Raw genomic sequence first — 22,292 nt, forward strand, 5'->3', positions numbered from 1 at the left:
AGCCGAATGGACTCAGGGTGACATTGATTAACCAATGGGTTTATTTTAATCCTTTCAATTCAATTAGCGAAAATTCGTGAAATTCGTGGCAAAAAATTTTTATAAACAAAAAAGGTCTGACTTTCGTCAAACCTGTTTTATATAAATCATAATCTTACGATTACAACAAAGCGTCTAAACTATCTGCGTAGGTTTGTTTCGGAGCAACTCCTACTTGTTTTCCTACTACTTCACCGTTATGAAAAACCAAAACGGTTGGTATGTTACGCACACCATATTTGGCAGCAAATTCCTGGTTTGCATCTACATCAACTTTTCCAACAACTACTTTACCTTCGTATTCGCTGCTTAGTTCGTCAATGATTGGACCAACCATTCTACAAGGACCACACCATGCTGCCCAAAAATCTACCATTACCGGTTTATCTGATTTCAAAACTACTTCGTCAAAAGTAGCATCTGTTATTGCTAATGCCATAATAAATTATTTTAAGATTATCCCTAAACTTTAATGAGGGAGAACAATTTTTTAATAAGTTTTAAACTTGAGTACAAATTTAGAAATTTAAAATCAATCAAACATCATTACCAAATTAGTTTTGGTTATAAATGTATTGTCAATAATTATATTAACACTAAACCTATTATTAATATGTCTGTGTTCAGCAATAATGAAACCCAAATTTCTAAAATAACGTCCGTTTTTATCTTACCTTTAAATAATTAAGAAAATTCGTTCTGATGAAGGCAACTTTACATAAAATAAAAAACTTTTTACAATCTGCCCGATTTAAAAAATATGCCAGGCGCTTTGGCTTTTTTATTTTAGGATGCATTACATTCCTGCTTATTACCAGCGGAGCTTTGTCTTTTTACTTCAATCGGAACAAAACCGAAATCATAGCCAAAATCAACACGAAAATCAATGAAAACATCAACGGTAAATTTCATGTTGGCGATTTCCAGTATAAATTTTTAACGGGTTTTCCCAACTTTACCCTGGCCTTAAAAGATGTCGAACTCAAAGACAACCAATGGCAAACGCATCATCATACATTATTGAAAGCCAAGGAAATCGAAGCCCGTCTGAATATCTGGAGTTTACTAAAACACGAAATCAATATTCATAAAATCCTGATTAACGAAGCCGATATTTATGTTTACAAAGCCGAAAATGGTTATTCGAACGCCAATATTTTTAAACCAAAAAAGAAAAAATCTTCTGAAAAGGAATCCGGAACCACAATTGACCAAATCGACCTCAACAACGTTCATTTTACTTTAGACAACCGCATCGGACATAAATTGTTTGATTTTGATATCGGGAGTTTAAAATCGGAAATAGATTATGATGGAGACGACTGGCAGACCAATGTGTTTTTGAATACCCAAATCAGCAGTTTGGCTTTTAATACCTTTCATGGCAGTTTTGCCAAACAAAAAGTACTCAAAGGAACTTTTTCGGTTTCTTATTCGGCCGAAAATGAAAAAATTGATGTAGTGACCAAAAACCTGAAAATCGGAACAGACACTTTTGATATTACAGCTTTTTTTAACCTTGCCAAAGGCAATGCGCTTTTCGGAATCAATATCAGCACCAGTATTTTATGGCAAAATGCTTCGGATTTAATGTCCCGAAACATCAGTTCTAAAATTGACCGATTTGATTTGAAAAAAGAAATTGATGTCAATTGCGATATCAAAGGTGATTTTAATGTCGAAGGCGATCCAAAAATTGTGGTAAAGACAGAAATTAAAAACAACGAACTCAGTATTCCCGACGGATTGATTACCGATTGTAATTTCAAAGGTATTTTTACCAATAATTTCAAGCCCAAAAACGGTTTCAACGACGCCAATTCGGCAATTATCCTGACTCATTTTACGGGGAATTACCGGGATATTCCGCTTACAATTCCGCAGGCCGTTATCAGTAATTTGGAAAAACCAATTGCAACCGGCTCTGTAAATTTGGATTTCGATGTTACAAGACTCAACGAAATAAGCAGCGACAAATGGATTCAGTTTACAGAAGGCCACGCCAAAGCCAACTTAAAATTTCGGTTTGACATCGTCGATTTGTACATCACCAAACCCCGTTTTACAGGAAATGTCAACGTCAGCGACGTCTCATTTCATTATATTCCGAATGATGTTCATGCCGTAAAAACCAATGTACAGCTTGACTTTACCGAAAAAGCACTGATCGTCAGACAAATTACCTATAAACACAAGAAAAACACAATTTTTATCGAAGGCAAAATCGATAATTTCCTGAATCTCTATTATGACGCTCCGGAAAAAATGATTGTCAACTGGAACGTATATTGTCCCAATATTGATGTCAAACAATTATTGGCGGTTTTAGCGGTTTCGCAGAAAAGAAAAACAACGGCAAAAAAGAAGAATACTATTTCGAACCAACTGCGAACCGCAATCGATAAATGTTCTGTCGTTATCGACATCAAAGCCGATAAAATCAGCTACAATAAACTGACTGCAACCAATACCAAAGCTACTATCCAAATGATTGATTCCAGATTATTGGTCAAAAATGGTTCCATGCAGACTTCCGGCGGCAGCGTTACTTTCAGTGGAGCTTTGACACCTCAGGGCAAAAACTATACTTTCAGCTCCAACGCACAGGTAAACCGGGTTGATATTGCGCATTTTCTAAGGTCATTTAACAATTTCGGAATCAGCTCATTTAACCCAAGTAACATTCGGGGAAAGCTTAGCAGTAAAGCTAGTGTTACTGCTTTAATTAACAGCAAAGGCGAAATGATTACCAATTCGATGCGCGGAAACCTGACCTTTAATGTCACTCAGGGCGTTTTACTGAATTTTGAACCCATCGTAAAAGTGGGCAAATTTGCTTTTCCGTTCCGTGATGTCGAAAATATTACTTTCAGCGATTTATCAGGCAATCTCAAAATGCGTGGTGAACAAATCGATGTCAATAATTTAATCATCAGTTCCAGCGTTTTAAACATGGATGCAGAAGGCATTTATTCCTTTGGCCGGGGCACCAATCTAGCCCTCACCATCCCACTCCGAAACTCCAAAAACGACATCAACCTGGCCAGCAAAGCCGAGCGTGACGCCGTTCGGGATCGCGGAATTATTCTGCATTTAATCGCACTGGATGATCAGGGGAAGATGAAAATTAAATGGGGGAAGAAGGATAAATAAACTGTCACTCTGAGCGAAGTTGAAGAATCAGGAGCCACTTCCTGCTCTCCGCTTTATCTTTTGTGGCGAACCCCGCCATAAAAGGATATCGCTGCTATCAGGGCTAGGGGTTTGGGTTTCATGAAAAAATTTTAGAAATATTATTAAACGCCAGTCAGAAATGATGGGCGTTTTTTTATTGAGAAAACTAAAAATTAACAAGGTCAATTGTAGGCGGGTTAATTATTGTCTAAAAACTACATTTGAATAAATCTTGTTTTAAAATATTTTTTAGAATAATAACCAAAAATCCATTATCAAGAAATGAAATATTTAGCAGAAATAATTTTCGGAAAAGATCAAGTAAGGAAATTTCATAATAATGAACCTTTAAATGATTTTGAAAAAATCATCAACTTAAAAAAATACAATTTTGAGTGTCGAGCAGAAAGAAATGCATTTTATAAGGGAATTGATGAAGCAATGGGTTGGTTAGAATTTAGAGTAATTAAAGAATTTGAAGAGAAAGATCACAAAGATAAGGAAGATGAAGATAAATTTGATTACTGGGCATTTATTGAAAAATATTATCCAAAGTATTACCATTGTGACACTGTTTTATTAAGCGACATTTTAACAAGAAAACTTAATGGTGGAGAAATTTGTGAAGAAGATGAGGAGTATATTAAAGATTGGGATATTAGGAAAGAGTTATTTGAAGTAGATAAAGAATTACTTTTGGAGGCTTTTGAAAACTACTTCAATATTATTTACCCTGAAAATCTCAATCTCTAAAAATTTAGTTTAAACAAAAGTCATTAAATCTGTAGAGTCCACTTTCTTATTTTATATCTATATTTGATATTATATATCCAAAATTAGAAATAATGCCATCACCAAGACTCTGGACAAAAGAAGAATTAATCCTTGCTTTTAATTTATATCTAAAAATAGCTTTTGGAAAAACTCATTCAAACAATCCAAAGATTATTGAATTAGCAAATCTTATTAATAGAACACCTGCTTCAATAGTAATGAGATTGGGAAATTTTGCAAGTATAGATCCTTTTCATATTAACAGAGGGATAAGCGGATTGAAAAACGGGATGAATCAAGTTCAACCTATTTGGAATGAATTTTTTCATAATCAAGAAGAACTGATATACATAAGTGAACAAATTCTTGCCCAAAAAGAAAACACTTCAATCGAAAAGAAATACGAAAATATACTTTTTGATCTCAAAGAATTAAAAGGTGAGAATGTTATTAGGGCAGTAAAAACGAGAGTAAATCAAACTGTTTTTAGACAAATGGTTTTATCTAATTATAACAATAAATGTGCAATTACTGGCATTGATATTCCTGAACTTTTGTTAGCAAGTCATATAATGCCTTGGTCCAAAAATGAAGAACATCGTCTCAATCCTGAAAATGGAATTTGTTTTTCTGCACTTTATGACAAAGCATTCGATAAAGGATTAATTGGAATCAACACAAATCATGAAATTATATTCTCGGATAAAATTAAAAAGAAAAAGGATACCGAATTTTATAGCAAATATTTCACTTCAATTGAAAATCAAAAAATCATTGTTGCTCAAAAATATTCCCCTCGAAAAGAATTTCTCGAATATCATCTAGATACAATTTTTAACAAACAAATACTATTTTAAAACGTTGTTTGTTATTTTAAAAATTCCCAACAATTTTTCATAATCTTTCCTTAACTCACTTGGCTTTTCATCTTAAATAAAATAGCTTTGAGAATAATCATTAAATATACACCGATATGAAAATTCAAATCAATACCGACAAAAACATAGAAGGACACGAAAGATTAGAAACGTATTTCTCTGGCGAATTAGAAAAAGGCTTAACGCGTTTTGAGGATAAAATAACCCGCATCGAAGTACATTTCGGAGATGAGAACGGTGAGAAATTCAGCTTAAACGATAAAAAATGCGTAATCGAAGTCCGTACTGCAAAACTTCAGCCTCTAACGGTTACAGAACACGCCGATACGCTTGAAAAAGCTTTTCAGGGTGCTTTGGCAAAAATCAAAAAATCATTGACCACGACTTTCGAAAAAATGAAAGCGCACTAAAAATACAGGTTACTTTTTTAAACCATATAAGTTATATAAGTTCATATTAAGTATTGCGCTAAACGGCGAGACTTAAATTCCTTACATAACTTATATGGTTTATTTTTTTGGCTTGTTTCTAACTTCTATGATTTTGGCAACGGCGCTCCCACTGCAATATCGCAGCGATGTCCCGGTTTTCCGTGTGCAGGATTCATACCTTCGGCTGTGGTTACGGTTTTTCCATTAGCACTTTCGGTACTTAATAATGCCGGAACAGCAGTATTGTCTGCAGGAGGTGACACGGTAAACGTTTTTTCGACAGTTCCTCCTTGTGGAGCGGCAGCAACTGGTTTCGCAACAGGAGAATTCAGAGGTGCCCCTACCGGAATGTCACATCTGTGACCCGGCTGCCCGTGCGAAGGATTCATTCCTTTTGCTACTTTCACCGGAGCTGCAGTAGTTGTTGTTACTACATTTTTCTGATTCGGATTTACCTGAACTGTTTGTACAGGCTGCGCAGTTGTAGTCTGCCCTTTTGTTGCAGCAGAATTTAACGGCGCGCCAACCGCAATATCGCAACGATGTCCCGGCTGCCCGTGTGCAGGATTAATTCCTCCATTGGAACTTAAAACTGTACTGGAATTTATAGGCGGGTTTTGCACTGCCGGAGCAGTAGTTTTAGAAGTATCTTTCGCAAGTCCTAATCTAACCAATTCAGAAGTTGGCGTACTTTCCTGAGGCTCGAGTTCTTTTTTGCAGGAAGTAAAAAGTAAGGAAATAATCGCTATTGAAGTTATGTAGATTTTTGCATTCATGATTGGGAATTTTAAAACACTCAAATATACTGGTTTTTTAAAATTAAACCATATAAGTGATCTAAGATAATTTAAGTTTTGCTTTGATTTACTTTGTCATTTAGTCTCGAAAAGGCGCGGAGTCGCAAATAAAATTAAAATCTTTGCGTCTTCGCTCCTTTGTGAGAAACTACAATTAGCTTACATTTTCTTATATTTCTTATACAGTTTAAAAAATTAAACCATAGCAACTACTGGAAGATAATTTAAGTTTTACATTCACACAAAATCGTTATTTTTTTCACGCAGATTTGGCAGATTATACAGATTTTTTTTAATGGTAATCTAAAATTTTATCTGCTGAATCTGCGAAATCTGCGTGAAACTTTCTATCGTTAAAAATCATTCTTTATCTTTAAACTCAAATATTATTACTCATGAAAAAATCAATCTTACTGCTTTTATTTATTACTGTTTTTGCAAACGCCCAAAATACCGAAAAAGAAAAAATCAGCCAAACGCTTGATGCCTGGCACAAAGCTGCCGCTGATGCAAACTTTAATACTTATTTTGATTTAATGGCTGATGATGGCATTTTCATCGGAACAGATGCAACGGAAAACTGGACAAAACCTGATTTTAAAGTCTGGGCGAAACCTTTTTTCGACAAAGGAAAGACATGGAATTTTACCGCTTTAGAACGTCACATCTTTTTTGACAAAACCGGAAAAACCGCCTGGTTTGATGAATTGCTGAATACACAGATGAAAATCTGCCGTGGTTCCGGCGTTCTGATAAAAGTTGGAAAGGAATGGAAAATCCAGCATTATGTTTTGTCCATGACCATTCCGAATGACGAAGTAGATGCAGTTATAAAAATAAAAGCACCTATTGAAGACGCCCTGATTGACAAACTTCAAAAAAAATAAACAAATTCTGACCTTCTTATTATAATTCTAACTTATAAAGCGCTTTCCCAAACCTAATGTTAATTTCATTATAATACATTTGACAATAATAGCTTTGATTTGGAAGTTCAAAATAGGATACTCTCAAAAAAACAGACTAAATTTTATAAAATCTACTAAAATTAAAATCCGGTCTCTATTTTGGCACCCCTAAAAATCAAAATCTTTATTTTTTTTTAACTTTGCCCCCAAAAAAAATAGGGTTCAATAAAGTATTTGAAAATGAAAATAGAAAAACGCTGGATCATTTCCTTTATTATTATAAGTATTATTTGTATTACCGGCGCATTCTGGCCAACTGTTACCGAAAACAGTTATGTCTTGTCAGAATTTGGCACAACGGAACATATTGTTCCTGCCGATGTTGCCTGGATGTTAACTTCCTGCTGTCTTGTGTTAATCATGACTCCCGGATTATCCTTTTTTTATGGTGGAATGGTAGGCCGAAAAAACGTAATTTCTACCATGCTGCAAAGTTTCATTTGTTTAGGTGTTGTCACACTTTTATGGGTAGTTGTTGGTTTTAGCCTGGCTTTCGGAGAGCCTGTTGGTTTTGGTTCCGGAGATCACTTTTATAGTTTCTTTGGTAATCCGGCTACTTTTGCTTTTATGGATTATGTGGGCGTCTTGCCGCATAAACAACTGGCCAATACGATTCCGTTTATGCTTTTTGCCTTATTTCAAATGAAATTTGCCATTATTGCTCCGGCTATCATTACGGGTTCATTTGCAGAAAGAGTCCGCTTTATATCTTATTTGCTTTTCATTAGCTTATTTACCATTTTTATATATGCTCCATTGTGTCATTCGGTTTGGTATCCAACCGGAATTTTAGGAAGTTATTTTGGTGTTAAAGATTTTGCCGGGGGGACTGTGGTCCATATGAGTTCAGGATTTGCGGCCTTGGCGGGTGTTCTGGTTTTAGGAAAAAGAAAAAACAGTCAGCATATTCCAACCAATATACCGTTTGTATTATTAGGAACCGGAATGTTATGGTTCGGCTGGTTCGGATTCAATGCCGGTTCAGCTCTTGCTGCGAACGGAACTGCTGCAATGGCTTTTGCCACGACTACAACATCATCGGCAGCAGCCATGCTAACCTGGATTTTCTTTGACAGAATGAACGGCAGAAAAGTTTCTGCTTTAGGAGCCTGCATAGGAGCTGTGGTTGGTTTAGTAGCCATAACACCGGCTGCAGGATATGTATCGGTTCCGGAAAGTATGTTCTTCGGGTTTATTACGGCCTTGGTTTCAAACTCTGCAGTAAACTCTCGTTTCTCAAAAAGATTTGACGATACTTTAGACGTTTTTGCCTGTCATGGTGTGGGCGGAATTATGGGAATGATCCTGACTGCTATTTTTGCTCATGGCGAAGATGCGAGTTTGTTACACGGAGGCTGGAACGTATTTGCACATCACATGATGGCTTTGGTATTGGTATCTCTTTTTACTTTCTTCGGAGCTTATTTTTTATTCAAGGTAACGAACTTCATTATTCCGTTACGTGTTTCAGAAGAAAACGAACACATCGGACTGGATTTATCACAACACGATGAAACACTCGACCCGAAATCAAAACCAATAACCGAAGCACATTACGGTTAAAAATCATCTTCTAAAAGTTTGCCACGAATTGCACTAATTTTTGCTAATTTATTTTTTGTGAAAACAAAAAACACAGAAATCCATAAAGTGAAATTACTTCGTGAAAATTTGCGACACGAGCGAAGCGAACTGACGAAGTAAATTCGTGGCAAAAAATTTAAACGTCATTGCACCCTATTCATTCGTTTATATTCCTTAATTTTGCGGAAAATTTTGTAAACGTGGGAAGTAAAAATAAACTAAAAAGATTCAGGGAAAACGAAACATTTCAAAACGTTTTTCAACCAACCAGAGAAGAAGTTGTGGGCAATTTATTTCCGCTTAAAGGAAAATGGAATGCTGATTTCTTTAAAAATGACAACCCATTAGTTTTAGAATTAGGCTGCGGAAAAGGGGAATATTCTGTTGGATTAGCTGAAAGATACCCCAATAAAAATTTTATCGGAATTGACATTAAAGGTGCCCGTTTCTGGAGAGGTGCCAAAACTGCTGTTGAAACCGGATTACGTAATGTTGCTTTTGTACGAACTCAAATCGAGTTAATCAATCATATTTTTGCCGAAAATGAAGTGGATGAAATCTGGATTACTTTTCCGGATCCACAAATCAAATACAAGAGGACAAAACACAGAATGACCAATTCTGAGTTTTTGAAATTATATAAAAAAATCCTCAAAAAAGACGGTGTTGTTAATCTAAAAACCGATAGCGAATTTATGCACGGATATACTTTAGGATTACTTCACGGTGAAGGCCACGAGGTTTTATATGCCAACCATAATGTATATAAAAACGAAGGAAGTCCTGAGGAAGTTACTGCTTTTCAAACCTTTTATGAAAAACAATATTTAGAAATTAATAAGGCAATTACGTATATTCGTTTTAAAATTAAAGACTAATTTAATTTTAAAAAAACATTATAAACCCATCAAATAACTGAATGGCATACTTTACTCCATTACTTTCAGGCTTTATTGCAGCTTTCATCGGAATTATACCTCCTGGTTTAATTAACATGACTGCGGCAAAAATAAATCTGAAAGAAGGAAAAAAAAATGCTTTATGGTTTGTTGCAGGAGCTGTTCTGGTTATTTTTTTTCAGGTTTATTTAGCCGTTTTATTTGCTCAGGTTATAGACAATCGTCCGGACGTTTTAACTTTATTACGTGAAGTTGGATTTGTCATCTTTTCTATTTTGACGATTTACTTTTTGTTTATCGCGAAAGAGCCAATAACGAAAAAGAAATCGAAAATTAAAAAGAGCAGCAAAAAAAGCCGTTTCTTTTTAGGTATGTTACTTTCGGGGTTAAACTTTTTTCCAATCCCGTTTTATGTGGTCGTGAGTGTTACATTAGCTTCATACCATCTTTTTGTATTTGAAAACAACATTATTTTTACTTTTGTATTAGGATCTGTTTTAGGCTCTTTTGCTGTTTTGTACAGTTATATTGCTTTCTTTGGAAGAATCGAAAAGAAAACGGATTACCTCATGCGTAACATGAATACGATTATTGGAAGCATCACAGGTCTGGTTGCTGTTGTGACACTTTTTAATATTTTGAATTACTATTTCAGGTAAAATATATGCCGCAGATTAGATAATTTTTAACTTTAACCTGTTGGTCTAATTCATAAAAATTTTATTCAACACATAGAAACATAGATTTTTATTTAAAAAAAGAATACAAAAAAGAAATACATTTCTTTCACATAGGCAGCTATGCGTATTTTAAATAAGTGAAACGCCTATTTTTTAGCTTGCAGAATCTATGTTTCTAGCCTGCACTGAGCGGAGTCGAAGTGTATTGAAAATAATTACACCCAACGGATTAACTATATAATTTTCACGCAGATTTTGCAGATTTAAGCAGATTAAAAAAAAATCATTTTAATCATTTAATCTGTGGCAAAAAAAATAAACTTATGGCTGAAGATAATTTTTTCGAAAAAGTTTACGCTATTGCCAGGCAAATTCCATACGGAAAAGTAACTTCTTATGGGGCTATTGCCAAAGCTTTAGGAACAGCACGCTCTGCCAGAATGGTGGGCTGGGCAATGAACGCTTCACATAATACAGAAGACATCCCTGCACACAGAGTTGTAAACCGTAAAGGTCTTCTAAGCGGAAAACATCATTTTGACGGAACCAATTTAATGCAGCAGCTTTTGGAAAGTGAAGGTATTAAAGTCGTTAACAATCAAATTGTTGATTTTGAAAAACACTTTTGGCAGCCTGAAATAAATCATGAATAACAAATAATTCCTGTTACTCCATCACCAGGTTAGAAGGATTGGATTTGTCTTTTTCATACACATCAGGGAAAAAACTAATCTCACCGGTATCTTCAACCCAAGCCGTAAAATAACCTATGTAGATCGGAATTTTATTCTTTAATATGCAAGTCGTTTCTTTTTCACCATTCATGGCATTATCTATTTTTTCCGCAGGCCAGTCAGGATCATCTTTTAAAATCACATGAGCAAGTGTTTTGGCCTCTTTTACATTGATACATCCATGACTAAAAGTACGGTTTTCAAATTGGAATAAACTTTTGGCAGGCGTATCATGCATATAAATATCATACGGATTTGGAAACATAAACTTGACCAGTCCCAAAGAATTTTTAGGTCCCGGTTTTTGTCTGACGCGACCACCGTTCCATTCCATGTTATGTTCTTCCAGATAATTTTTATCTGATGCCATGTTAAGTTTTAATTCATTATCAATAATACTTTGTGGGACATTCCAATACGGACTAAATACAATTTTATCCATCATCCCGCTAAAAATTTCAGTTTCTGCCCATTTGGCCCCTACAAAAACATCTGAAACAAGTTCATATTTATTATTCTTAGCATAAAACATCTTAAATGCGGGAATATTAACCATTATATATTCATTGGCGTCAGTGAAATTTGCAGGTATAAAACGGAGGCGCTCCATATTTAGCATTATGGTTTTTATACTATTGCTGACAGGTTCGTTCATTTGTTTAATATGCTCCAGCGTTAAAGTATAATTTAATTTAAGACCATATCTTTTTTTATAATTTAAAACACCTGCCATCAGCTCTTCATCGTACACATTTCTTTTAGAATCCCGTTTCAAATCTCCAACCACAAACAATCGCTCCCTAATTTGTCTTATCGCGTTAGCACTGTCAAAAGGTTTTAAATCTTTATAGGTCGCACTGTCTATATCTATTTTTTTCCACAAATTATTTCTTTCAATAATCTGATATTTTGTCAATGCTGCCTGAAGTTTGTTATATTGACCAAATAAAAGGTGTTCTTTTTTATTTAACCGTTCCGGAATCAGAATAAGAGAATCTAATATTTTTCCATAGGGAATATTTTTCGTTGTTAAATATAATTCCTCTTCGTCAGCTATTTGAGAATCGATATCCGGATTAATAACATTCGCATAAAACACAAACAAACTGGTTAACAATATATCCGTATCAGATTGTGAGGGCTTTTTGGATGCTGTTTCATCAAAAATTTTATTAATTACATTTTGATAAGGAATCGTTTTTTCAACTCCCTGCTCTTTTAGTAAACCTACTTTTTCGTGCAGTAAATATCCAAATTCATTAACTCCTTTATCATCAAACCAAATCGTATTGTATTCTCTTTTTTTATAGAGATTTGAAACCTCTTTTTGATATGATTTTAAATTAGAGTATTTTTTAAAAAACGCAACAATAGAGGCGCTGTCAATAGAAGTTACGGAAATTGTATTTTTCGAACGAATATTGTCTGCTGAATGCAAACCGGAAGTTATTTGTATTTTATTCCCAAAACTAAAAGAAGAGAATAAAAAGCCAGTTATGATTATAATTAAGAAGCTAAGATTTCGCATGATGATTAATTTTAGAAATTAATTTTATCTAAAAAAAACAGCAAAAACCTATAGATACCACAAAATAAGTTTTTCACATATTTTTTAAATAGTATTGAAAATCAAAGATTTAGGGTACTCAAAGTTAGGAACATTACCTATAAATTAATTTATAGAATATTGTAAACTTATATTAAAATTCACATCAGAACGGATTGTATAAACACTATTAAAGTTAGTGAAAATATCCTTTTTAAAGAAATTCTAAACGGTTTAAATCATCAAATCAGGCAAATTACAAAGTCTGTTTTATCATTTTGAGTCTGATAACTTAAATAACCGCCATGTGCTTCGATTATATTTTTGGAAAGTGTTAATCCAATTCCGGCACCATCTTTTCGAGTGGTAAAAAACGGAAGAAATACCTTCTCCCGAATTTCAGGATCAATTCCTTTTCCGTTATCAGAAATGATAATAAAAAAACGATTGTCTTCTGTGTAAGAAGACAAAAACATCCTTTTCTCTTCCCGGTCTTTTAAAGCATAAATACTATTGGTAATCAAATTGATAATCACCTGCTCCATTTGATTTTTATCAATTAAAATTGAACGCGAACTATTAATTTCATTTACTAATTCAATATTTTCCGCCCTTAAAATCGGATTCATAATTCTCAGGCAATCTTCAAAAAGCGTATTTATTGGCGTCATTTTTTTAGTTGGAGTGGGAAGCATTGCCAGTTTTCGGTAATTTTCTACAAATACCTGCAAATGATCACTCCTGTTGATAATCGTTGAAATACTGCTTTTTATATCATCAAAATCATCTTCTTCCAGCTTTTCCTGATCAACAATCTGAAGTAAATTCTGCGAAAGCGCGCGTATTGGTGTTAAGGAATTCATTAATTCGTGCGAAATAATTTTCATAAGATTAATCCAGGCTTCTTTTTCTTTTTTCTCAATCACACGCTGAATACTATCCAGTAAAATAATAAAATATTCTTTATCATAGGTTTTTGTAAGCGACGTTTGCAGCATAAAAGTCTGTAAATCCTTATCCTCAATTTTAATTGAAATCGCCGACTTCAATTCGGTAAAACCAATTTTCTCGATTTCATTGCAAAGTGATGGTAAATAGTTTTTGAGATAATTCCAGTGACTGATTTTTGGTACTTTAAACAAGCTTGAAAAACAATCGTTCATCAAAAAAACATTCCACTCTTCATTTTCTTTTTCTAAAATTAAGGCAGCGGTATCAATACTATTTAAAATCGACTGATAAATAAGTTCTTTTGATGTCAGTTCCTGCTGCTGCACTTTTAAAGTATCATATAGAAGATATAAGTTTTTGAAATTATCCTTTTTATTCTCTTCCGGAAAATTGGTCGTAAAGTCATTTTGAAGCATCGAAAGCAAAGTTCGGTCGTAAAACAACAATTGATTTTTAACGAAAAAGTACATTTCAATCAACATTACAACGGCGAAAACTCCAATCAAAAGTGCATTGTAATAAAACATTTTGTAAATCAGAATCACACAAAAGAAAAAAAGAATCATGACTAACAAGATTCTCACAAACAAGGCATTATAAAACTTCCAATTCTTCATATTTTATATTTTATTGTCACAGATTAAAGGATCAGAATGATTTCTTTTAACTTTATTATAGCTCTCACGCAGATTCTGCAGATTTGGCAGATTATTAAAATTGTAATCATTTTTATCTGCTAGATCTGCAGAATCTGCGTGAAACTTAAATTTAAAGATTTTAAAAATTATTATAATTCCTTATCTGATAGCTATGGTCGGGATTGGCAAAATTATTAAATCATATATTTTTTAAATCGTATTTTTCAATTCTTCTATACAAAGCTGCTCTTGACAGACCCAATTCTTCAGCCGTTTTACTGATATTGCCATGATTTTTAAACAACGCTTTTTCGATAGCATTTTTTTCCATTTCAGATAACGGGTGATCGTCATTTTCATGAATCTCTTCAAAATCAAGAATATCTAAATCATGAACAGAAATCGTATTATTATTGGCCAAAATCAAAGCGCGTTCGATTTTATTTTCCATTTCTCTGATATTTCCTTTCCATGGATATTTTTCTAAATAGGAAGCCACGTTTTCCTCAAAACGCCAATCACTTTGATTGTATTTTTCGGCAATCTGATCTAAAATAAAATGTGCCATCGGAACAATATCATCTTTCCGCTCGCGTAAAGACGGTAAATGAATTTCCATTGTATTGATGCGATAGAGCAAATCTTCCCGAAACATTTTGTTTTTTACCTCTGCTTTTATATCGCTGTTTGTTGCCGCAATAATCCGTACATTAAGAGGTCTGGCTTTACTTTCTCCCAAACGTGTTACGGTTTTAGTCTGTAAAACATGCAGCAATTTAGATTGTAAGTGCAGCGGAATATTTCCGATTTCATCCAGAAAAATAGTTCCGTTTGAAGCCATTTCGAATCTTCCCGGCGTATCCGTTTTCGCATCTGTAAAAGCGCCTCTGGCATAGCCAAAAAGTTCACTTTCGAATAGATTATCACTCAATGAACCTAAATCAACATGAACAAAAGGCTGGTTTTTCCTTTCTGAGTTTTGATGGATAAACTCCGCAAAAACATATTTCCCTGTTCCGTTTTCACCTAAAATCAAAACATTGGCATCTGTCTTAGCAACTTTTTCAGCAATAGAATAGGCTTGTTTTATTTTATGAGATGTGCCTGTAAAATAACGTTTATCTGTTTTTTTAATGGTAACTATTTTGCTGTTTTTTCGACTTTCAGCTACTGCCTTATCAATTGTTTCCAGTAGTTTTTCGTTGTGCCAGGGTTTCAAAACATAATCAAAAGCACCAATTTTTATTCCTTCAACTGCAGTATCAATTTTGCCAAAAGCGGTCATTAAAATTACAACAGTCTGTGGCGAAAGTGTTTTGATTTCTTTCAGCCAATGAATTCCTTCGCGTCCGTCTTCAAAACCAATTCGGTAATTCATGTCAAGCAAAACCACATTTATTTCATTTTCACTTAAAATCGAAATGATTTTTTTTGGACTGTTTGTTGTAAAAATAGTTTCAAAATGCTTTTTGAGAATCATTTTGGCCGAAAAAAGAATTTCTTCCTGGTCGTCAACGATTAATATTTGGGCTTGTTTTTTTCGCATAGCATTTATTTTTGTCCGATTCCGAACGGTCAACTGTTCGTTATCGAACACTCCTTTTTCTGATGGTTTTTAAAGCTTCTTTAAAATCAATACTTTACAAATAATAAATTTTATGGCACAGTATTTACCTATTGACTATCAGCAAATTATTAAAAATATGGACAAGGTAATTCCTCGTAAAAATAGAAAATTTAGGTATCTCACAATAGCAATTGGTATTTTTTTAGTTTTGGCTGTAATCATCTTTTTTTCTTTTAACACAAAAAGAAGTTTAAATGTAAAAGCAGATGAACTGACGGTTCAAAAAATCGAAAAGGCGTTTTTTGAAGATTTTGTTGTTTTTCAGGCTCAAGTTGAACCGCTGAACGTAATGCTTGTAAATGTTACTGAAGGAGGTTCCGTAAAAGAAATTTTTGTTGAAAATGGTGCCATGGTTACCAAAGGCCAATCACTGGCACGTTTGTACAACCCTAACACAGAATTGAATTATCTGACTCAGGAAACGGCAATTATTGAGCAGATAAATAATTTGAACACTGGAAAACTGAATATCAGAAATCAGGAATTGAATTTAAACAAAGATTTGGTTTTGATTGAGCACGATTATAATGATGCTAAAAGACTGTATGACATGAATTCGAAATTATTTGATAAGGATGTGATTTCGAAAAATGACTGGAATACTTTTAAAGAAAGCCTGCGTTTTCAGGAAGAACGAAAAAGAACGATTCAGCAGAGTATTCAAAAAGAAAAACAGACAAATCAGCTGCAGATTTCACAAATAAACCGCTCGATTCAAACCATGGAAAAAAGTCTGGATATTTTGAGAAACAACAAAAAGAACTTTTTAATCACGGCTCCTGAATCGGGACGATTAACATCTTTCGAACCGGTTTTAGGAAAAACATTTCAGGCGGGAGAAAGCATCGGCAAAATTGATTCCAAACAAGGCTACAAGCTGACTGCGGAAGTTGATGAATTTTATCTGGAAAAACTTCGGGAAGGTTTGAAAGGTCAGGTAGAATTTAAAGGAAAAACACTTGAAGTTTTGGTTACAAAAGTAATTCCGGAAGTAAAAAGCGGTCATTTTATAGTGGAACTGGCTTTTACATCAAAAGAAAATATCGCTTTACAAGACGGCTTAAGTTTTGGAGTGAAACTGATTTTATCAGAGAAAAACAAAACCTTAGTGGTTTCAAAAGGAAGCTTCAATCAGGAAACTGCCGGAAAATGGATTTTTGTGGTAAAAGGAAATAAAGCAGAAAGAAGAAACATAAAATTAGGCCGTGAGAATCCTTCGTATTATGAAATTTTGGAAGGCTTGAAAGAGGGCGAATCTGTAATTACCTCATCGTATTCAGATTATAAGGATGTTGAAGAATTATCGATTAGTTCACAGTAGCAGTTTTCAGTCGCAGTCACAGTTTACAAATCACATTTTACATTTTACATAAAATAAAAGTTTCAATCATCAATCAAAAAATCATTAATAACAACATTTAACATCTTAAAAAATATGATAACAATACAAAATTTAACCAAAGTTTTTAGAACAGAAGAAGTAGAAACATCAGCGTTAAGCGGTATTTCTTTAGAAATTAAAAAGGGTGATTTTTTAACTATCATGGGCCCTTCTGGGTGTGGAAAATCGACTTTATTAAACATCATCGGCCTTTTGGACAGTGGCTCTGATGGAAGTTATAAATTATTGGATCAGGAAATGATTGGTTTGAAAGAAAAAGGAAGAGCGGCTGTTCGTAAAGAGAATATTGGATTCATTTTTCAGAATTTCAACCTGATCGATGAACTTTCCGTTTATGACAATATCGAACTGCCTTTGCTTTACAACAACGTGAAAGTATCAGACAGAAAACAAAAAATTGAAGCTATTGCTGAGAAATTAAATATTTCACACCGTTTAAAACATTTTCCGCAACAGCTTTCGGGAGGACAACAACAAAGAGTTGCTGTGGCCAGAGCTTTGGTAAATGACCCGAAAATCATTTTGGCCGATGAGCCAACCGGAAATCTGGACAGTAAAAACGGTAACGAAGTGATGGAACTTTTAACCGATTTACACGCCAAAGGCGCCACAATTTTGATGGTAACACACTCTGATTATGATGCTTCGTTCTCACAAAGAACGATTCATATGAAAGATGGTGTAATATTCTCTGAAAAATTAAATCAGAGAAATGTAGATGTTTTCATGGACGTTAAATAATAAAAATATGATCAAATTTATTGTAACTGCAATCATAATCCTGGCAGAATTTGTTTGCAAAATATTGGCAATTATCTAAAGACCTAACAGGTTTTAAAAACCTGTTAGGTCTATTAAAAAAAATAACTAACTAAAAAAATACACCATGATTTTTAACTGGTTTAAAATATTTATTTATCATTTAAAGCAAAATAAATTGTTTTCGTTTTTAAATGTTTTAGGATTAAGCATCGGAGTTGCCGGTGTAATTTTCGCTATTTTATATTGGAATAATGAAAATGCTTACGATCAATGGAATCCTGAGAAAGAAAATGTATATCAGGTTACCAACAAAATAGGAATAACGGGAGATATCTGGGCATTAAATTCAATTCCTTTTGGGGAAACCTGCAAAGCAACTATTCCTGAAATTGAATCGATTTGTTTCCTTAATAGCGCTTATTATAACAATGCTCCGATAAAATATCAGGGACGTAAAGTGATGGATGAAAAAATCACAATTGCTGATAATGGCTTTTTTGATGTTTTTCCTTTTCCAATCGTAAAAGGGTCTAAAACTAATATCTTAAAAGAAATCAATAGTGTTGCCTTATCGGAAGAAGCAGCAAAATTACTTTTCAACAATGAAGATCCGATTGGCAAGTCAATCAATTATAGCAATAAGTTTTATACCGTAAAAGCAGTTTATCATTTAATACGACCATCATCACTGGAACCTAACTACGTTTTTGGCGGTATTCAACGTGATGGTGATAAAAACAGCTGGGAAAATTTTAATTATGGATTATTAATCAAAATCAAAAAAGGAGCCGATGCTGCCGTTGTTTTAAAGAAAATGCAAAATGTAAATTTTGTGAACAGAACTTTAAAAGATGCTAAAGAAAATGGTCAGACTGTGGCGCAGTATGTTAAAGAAAATGGGGAAATTACAGTAATACTGGATCAGTTAAAAACTTCCCGTCTGCACGGAACAAAAACTTCATCCGGCCACAATTTCGCTGAAGGCAGAGGGAATTTGCAATTGCTTTACATCATGGTTGGGCTCTCTATTTTGATTCTGACTTTGTCTTTGGTAAATTATATCAATTTAGCAACAGCTTCAGCCATCAAACGAGCAAAAGAAGTAGGTGTACGTAAAATTGTGGGTGCAACTAAAAATCAGATTATTGCTCAATTTATTTTTGAAACGGCCATGATTGTGACTTTGGCAATCATTTTTTCTTTGGCAATCGTTGAACTTACATTACCTCATTACAATACCTTTTTGAAGAAAAATTTGACTATCAATGGTGGTGAATTTTACCTGCAGCTTATTTTTATATTTGGATTAGTAATCATTCTTGCGGGTATTTTTCCTGCCATTTATATCTCCAATTTTGAGACTTTAAAAGTTTTAAAAGGTAATTTTTCAAGAAGCAAAAGTGGTATTTGGATTCGAAATTCGATGTTGATTTTTCAGTTTGGAATTGCTACCTTTTTTATCATTGGCGCCTTAATTGTGAACTCGCAAGTTAGTTATATGATGAACAAAGACCTTGGTTTTAGTGGAGATCAGATCATCAGAATTCCGTATAATTACCCGGATCCTCTTAAAAAAACAGATAAATACCTGACCGCAAAACAAGAAATCAGCAAAATACCCGGAGTTCAGGACGTTTCTACTTTTGCAGGATCTTTTGGAAACAGTTCTAATTCAAGTTCAAGTTTTACGCATAACGGGATTCATGTACAGCCAAGAAATATTGAAATGGATTTTGGTTTTCTTGAAATGATGAAAATCAAAATCGTTAAAGGCAGGAATTTACTACCACAGTTTGCTTCGGATACTGTAAGTAATATGTTAATGAATGAAACTCTTGTAAAAATCCTGAATCTTAAAAACCCTGTAAACACCATTATAACATCTGGCTTTGGAGAAGAACATAATTTAAAATTCAAAGTCGTAGGTGTTGTAAAAGATTTTAACATTACAGGACTACAGGATAAAGTACAGCCAATGGTTTTTATAAACCTTAAAACCTTAAAATGGAATAATTTTGGTAATATTTATGTAAAAGTTTCTCCTGATAATTTAACCGAAACTTTAGCCAAATTAAAAACCTATTGGGAGAAAAACGTAAACCCCGACTATCCTTTTGATTATGAATTTGTAAATAAAGGATTTGCCAAAACCTATCAGGAACAAGTGAAACAAAAAGATTTATTTTTCATCCTGAACCTTGTTGTAATTATTATTGCCGTTTTCGGATTGTTTGCTTTAGCTTCCTTCTCAATGGAAAGAAGATTAAAAGAAATTGCCATTAGAAAAACATTAGGTGCAGAAACCAATATTTTACTAAAAGAACTATCAAAACAATACATTATTTTTTGCTTGTTAGGATTTGGAATCGGAATTATTCCCGGCTATATCTTATTGCAAAAATGGCTTGAAAATTTTGCCTTCCGAATCGGGATTTCAGTAATTCCTTTCAGTATTGCGTTCGTTTCTTTATTAGTTTTAACTTTACTAATCGTTTTAACGAAAGCCTATCAGGTGACTAAAATAGATATCCTGAAATATTTGAAATACGAATAAGTTAATCAATCTCTTTCTTGAAACCCGGTAAAACAATTTACCGGGTTTGTCTTTTAAATACATTTCATCAATCCTGTCATCAATAAATACAATTTAAAAAGCTAAGAATCCGAACATAATCTGTTATCTTTGCAGTCTGAAATCAGTTTAAATAAATATAATTTCTAAATAGATTTCATTCAATAGAAAATACTACATTAAAAATGAAATTAGACAGAAAAGAAATTCTTAAAGCTCTGGAAACAATTACTATAGCCGGAGAAGGGAAAAATATGGTTGAAAGCGGAGCTGTTGCCAATGTTATTACTTTTGGTGATGAGGTTGTTGTAGATTTAATACTTCATACTCCTGCAATGCACATTAAAAAAAGAGCGGAGGATGATATTAAAAAAACGATTCATGAATTGATATCTCCGGAAGCAAAGATTAAAGTAAATATTAAGGTTGAAACTAAAGAAAACCCTAACGAAATAAAAGGAAAAGCTATTCCGGGAATCAAAAATATTATTGCTGTTGCATCAGGAAAAGGCGGAGTAGGAAAATCTACTGTTACAGCGAATCTTGCCGTAACATTAGCTAAAATGGGATTTGCCGTTGGCGTTTTGGATGCTGATATTTATGGTCCATCAATGCCAATCATGTTTGATGTCGAAAATGAAAAACCAATTTCGATTACCGTTGACGGAAAATCAAAGATGAAACCTGTAGAGAGTTATGAAATAAAAATACTTTCTATCGGCTTTTTTACTGCACCAAGTCAGGCCGTAATCTGGAGAGGGCCAATGGCTGCCAAAGCATTAAACCAAATGATTTTTGATGCTGATTGGGGTGAATTAGATTTTATGCTAATTGACTTGCCTCCGGGAACTGGAGATATTCACTTATCAATCATGCAGTCATTACCAATAACAGGAGCTGTTGTTGTAAGTACTCCTCAGGCAGTAGCATTAGCTGACGCGAAAAAAGGTGTGGCAATGTTTATGCAGGAGAATATTAATGTACCGGTTTTAGGTATTATCGAAAATATGGCGTATTTTACACCTGAAGAATTACCGGAAAACAAATATTATATCTTTGGCCAGGAAGGAGCAAAAAACCTGGCAGAAGATTTAAATGTTCCGTTTTTAGGTGAAGTTCCAATTGTACAATCTATTCGTGAAGCAGGAGATTATGGTCGTCCGGCAGCTTTGCAGACAGCATCGACAATTGAAACTGTTTTTGAAGAAATCACTAGAAATGTAGTACAGGAAGTAGTAAACAGAAATGATAGTCTGCCTGCTACCGAAGCCATTAAAATTACAACAATGGCAGGTTGTTCAGCAGTTAAAAAGAATTAGATAATTGAGATAAAAATTAGATACTGAGATAATTTGATAATTAGATAATGAGCACAGATAATTATCTAATTGACACATTTCCTAATTATCTAATTCTCTAATTGACACATTAAACATTATGACAACAGAAGAATTAACAAGTAACGTATTATTGGCCCTTGAAGAAATCAGACCTTTTTTAAATTCTGATGGTGGTGACATTACGCTAATTTCAATAGAAGACGACAAACACGTAAAAGTCCGTCTTGAAGGCGCATGCATTAGCTGCAGTGTAAATCAAATGACATTAAAGGCCGGTGTGGAAACAACTATAAAAAAATATGCCCCACAAATTGAAACTGTGGTAAACATCATGTAATCTGCTTATATTCCTTGTTTTTGAGTCGTAAATAATTAACAGGAATAATAACCATTTAGGCAAATTAGTTATAAATTTTCATGAAAATAAATAAAAATATCTATTTTTTTACGATATCAATAAAAAATAGTTTAAAGATTTAAGACTTTTACTGAAGAA

At 33.7% G+C, this 22,292-nt stretch carries 19 protein-coding genes; 14 read left to right on the forward strand and 5 right to left on the reverse strand.

The genetic code is table 11. From position 1 onward, the window contains the following. Positions 1 to 160: 160 nt before the first annotated feature. Positions 161 to 478, reverse strand: coding sequence for a thioredoxin (gene trxA / locus PMI10_RS04805; protein WP_007805142.1), 318 nt, complete (start codon positions 476 to 478; stop codon positions 161 to 163). Between the two features lie 263 nt (positions 479 to 741). Here trxA and PMI10_RS04810 point away from each other — a divergent pair, with 263 nt between their 5' ends. The 4 genes from PMI10_RS04810 to PMI10_RS04825 all read left to right on the forward strand — a co-directional run bounded on the left by PMI10_RS04810 (position 742) and on the right by PMI10_RS04825 (position 5,275). Further along, positions 742 to 3,192 carry an AsmA family protein gene (locus PMI10_RS04810; RefSeq protein WP_007805147.1) on the forward strand — a complete coding sequence of 817 codons (2,451 nt, stop codon included), beginning with the start codon at positions 742 to 744 and terminating at the stop codon, positions 3,190 to 3,192. 303 nt (positions 3,193 to 3,495) lie between these two features. After that, positions 3,496 to 3,966: a hypothetical protein gene (locus PMI10_RS21545; protein ID WP_007805149.1), complete on the forward strand. Its 471-nt coding sequence runs from the start codon at positions 3,496 to 3,498 to the stop codon at positions 3,964 to 3,966. A 92-nt stretch (positions 3,967 to 4,058) separates the two neighbouring features. After that, positions 4,059 to 4,844 (forward strand): HNH endonuclease, encoded by a 786-nt coding sequence (locus PMI10_RS04820; RefSeq protein ID WP_007805151.1) that lies wholly within the window; start codon positions 4,059 to 4,061, stop codon positions 4,842 to 4,844. Positions 4,845 to 4,960: 116 nt separating this feature from the next. Next, positions 4,961 to 5,275, forward strand: coding sequence for an HPF/RaiA family ribosome-associated protein (locus PMI10_RS04825; protein WP_007805153.1), 315 nt, complete (start codon positions 4,961 to 4,963; stop codon positions 5,273 to 5,275). Between the two features lie 125 nt (positions 5,276 to 5,400). Here PMI10_RS04825 and PMI10_RS04830 read toward each other — a convergent pair whose 3' ends face one another. Beyond that, positions 5,401 to 6,072 carry a hypothetical protein gene (locus PMI10_RS04830; protein ID WP_035631382.1) on the reverse strand — a complete coding sequence of 224 codons (672 nt, stop codon included), beginning with the start codon at positions 6,070 to 6,072 and terminating at the stop codon, positions 5,401 to 5,403. A gap of 416 nt (positions 6,073 to 6,488) precedes the next feature. Between PMI10_RS04830 and PMI10_RS04835 the strand changes: the two genes are divergently transcribed. From PMI10_RS04835 to PMI10_RS04855, 5 genes are all read left to right on the forward strand, one after another. Continuing rightward, positions 6,489 to 6,980, forward strand: a complete 492-nt coding sequence (locus tag PMI10_RS04835; protein ID WP_007805158.1) for a nuclear transport factor 2 family protein — start codon at positions 6,489 to 6,491, stop codon at positions 6,978 to 6,980. 261 nt (positions 6,981 to 7,241) lie between these two features. Then, a complete protein-coding gene (locus PMI10_RS04840; protein ID WP_007805159.1) occupies positions 7,242 to 8,624 on the forward strand; it encodes an ammonium transporter in 1,383 nt (460 codons plus the stop codon). A 221-nt stretch (positions 8,625 to 8,845) separates the two neighbouring features. Further along, positions 8,846 to 9,523 carry a tRNA (guanosine(46)-N7)-methyltransferase TrmB gene (trmB, locus tag PMI10_RS04845; RefSeq protein WP_035631385.1) on the forward strand — a complete coding sequence of 226 codons (678 nt, stop codon included), beginning with the start codon at positions 8,846 to 8,848 and terminating at the stop codon, positions 9,521 to 9,523. Positions 9,524 to 9,564: 41 nt separating this feature from the next. Beyond that, positions 9,565 to 10,203 (forward strand): LysE family transporter, encoded by a 639-nt coding sequence (locus PMI10_RS04850; protein WP_007805164.1) that lies wholly within the window; start codon positions 9,565 to 9,567, stop codon positions 10,201 to 10,203. 344 nt (positions 10,204 to 10,547) lie between these two features. After that, positions 10,548 to 10,877 carry an MGMT family protein gene (locus PMI10_RS04855; protein WP_007805166.1) on the forward strand — a complete coding sequence of 110 codons (330 nt, stop codon included), beginning with the start codon at positions 10,548 to 10,550 and terminating at the stop codon, positions 10,875 to 10,877. A gap of 13 nt (positions 10,878 to 10,890) precedes the next feature. On the opposite strand, the gene PMI10_RS04860 is transcribed toward PMI10_RS04855, so the two are convergent. The 3 genes from PMI10_RS04860 to PMI10_RS04870 form a co-directional block, all read right to left on the reverse strand. Then, on the reverse strand, positions 10,891 to 12,486 hold the full coding sequence (locus PMI10_RS04860) for a L,D-transpeptidase family protein (protein ID WP_007805167.1): 1,596 nt from the start codon (positions 12,484 to 12,486) through the stop codon (positions 10,891 to 10,893). Between the two features lie 260 nt (positions 12,487 to 12,746). Further along, positions 12,747 to 14,072 (reverse strand): sensor histidine kinase, encoded by a 1,326-nt coding sequence (locus tag PMI10_RS04865; protein ID WP_007805169.1) that lies wholly within the window; start codon positions 14,070 to 14,072, stop codon positions 12,747 to 12,749. Positions 14,073 to 14,292: 220 nt separating this feature from the next. Further along, a complete protein-coding gene (locus PMI10_RS04870; RefSeq protein ID WP_007805171.1) occupies positions 14,293 to 15,639 on the reverse strand; it encodes a sigma-54-dependent transcriptional regulator in 1,347 nt (448 codons plus the stop codon). Positions 15,640 to 15,796: 157 nt separating this feature from the next. Between PMI10_RS04870 and PMI10_RS04875 the strand changes: the two genes are divergently transcribed. From PMI10_RS04875 to PMI10_RS04895, 5 genes are all read left to right on the forward strand, one after another. Next, positions 15,797 to 17,041: an efflux RND transporter periplasmic adaptor subunit gene (locus PMI10_RS04875; protein ID WP_081491441.1), complete on the forward strand. Its 1,245-nt coding sequence runs from the start codon at positions 15,797 to 15,799 to the stop codon at positions 17,039 to 17,041. Positions 17,042 to 17,155: 114 nt separating this feature from the next. Continuing rightward, the gene (locus PMI10_RS04880; protein WP_007805175.1) at positions 17,156 to 17,863 is read left to right on the forward strand and encodes an ABC transporter ATP-binding protein; all 708 of its coding nucleotides are present in this window, start codon (positions 17,156 to 17,158) and stop codon (positions 17,861 to 17,863) included. Between the two features lie 145 nt (positions 17,864 to 18,008). Next, positions 18,009 to 20,438, forward strand: coding sequence for an ABC transporter permease (locus tag PMI10_RS04885; protein ID WP_007805177.1), 2,430 nt, complete (start codon positions 18,009 to 18,011; stop codon positions 20,436 to 20,438). Positions 20,439 to 20,641: 203 nt separating this feature from the next. Further along, on the forward strand, positions 20,642 to 21,775 hold the full coding sequence (locus PMI10_RS04890) for an Mrp/NBP35 family ATP-binding protein (RefSeq protein WP_007805178.1): 1,134 nt from the start codon (positions 20,642 to 20,644) through the stop codon (positions 21,773 to 21,775). Positions 21,776 to 21,893: 118 nt separating this feature from the next. Then, complete coding sequence (locus PMI10_RS04895) at positions 21,894 to 22,133, forward strand: NifU family protein (protein ID WP_007805179.1); 240 nt, start codon at positions 21,894 to 21,896, stop codon at positions 22,131 to 22,133. Positions 22,134 to 22,292: the final 159 nt, after the last annotated feature.

This window comes from Flavobacterium sp. CF136 (assembly GCF_000282055.1).
Classification (GTDB): domain Bacteria; phylum Bacteroidota; class Bacteroidia; order Flavobacteriales; family Flavobacteriaceae; genus Flavobacterium.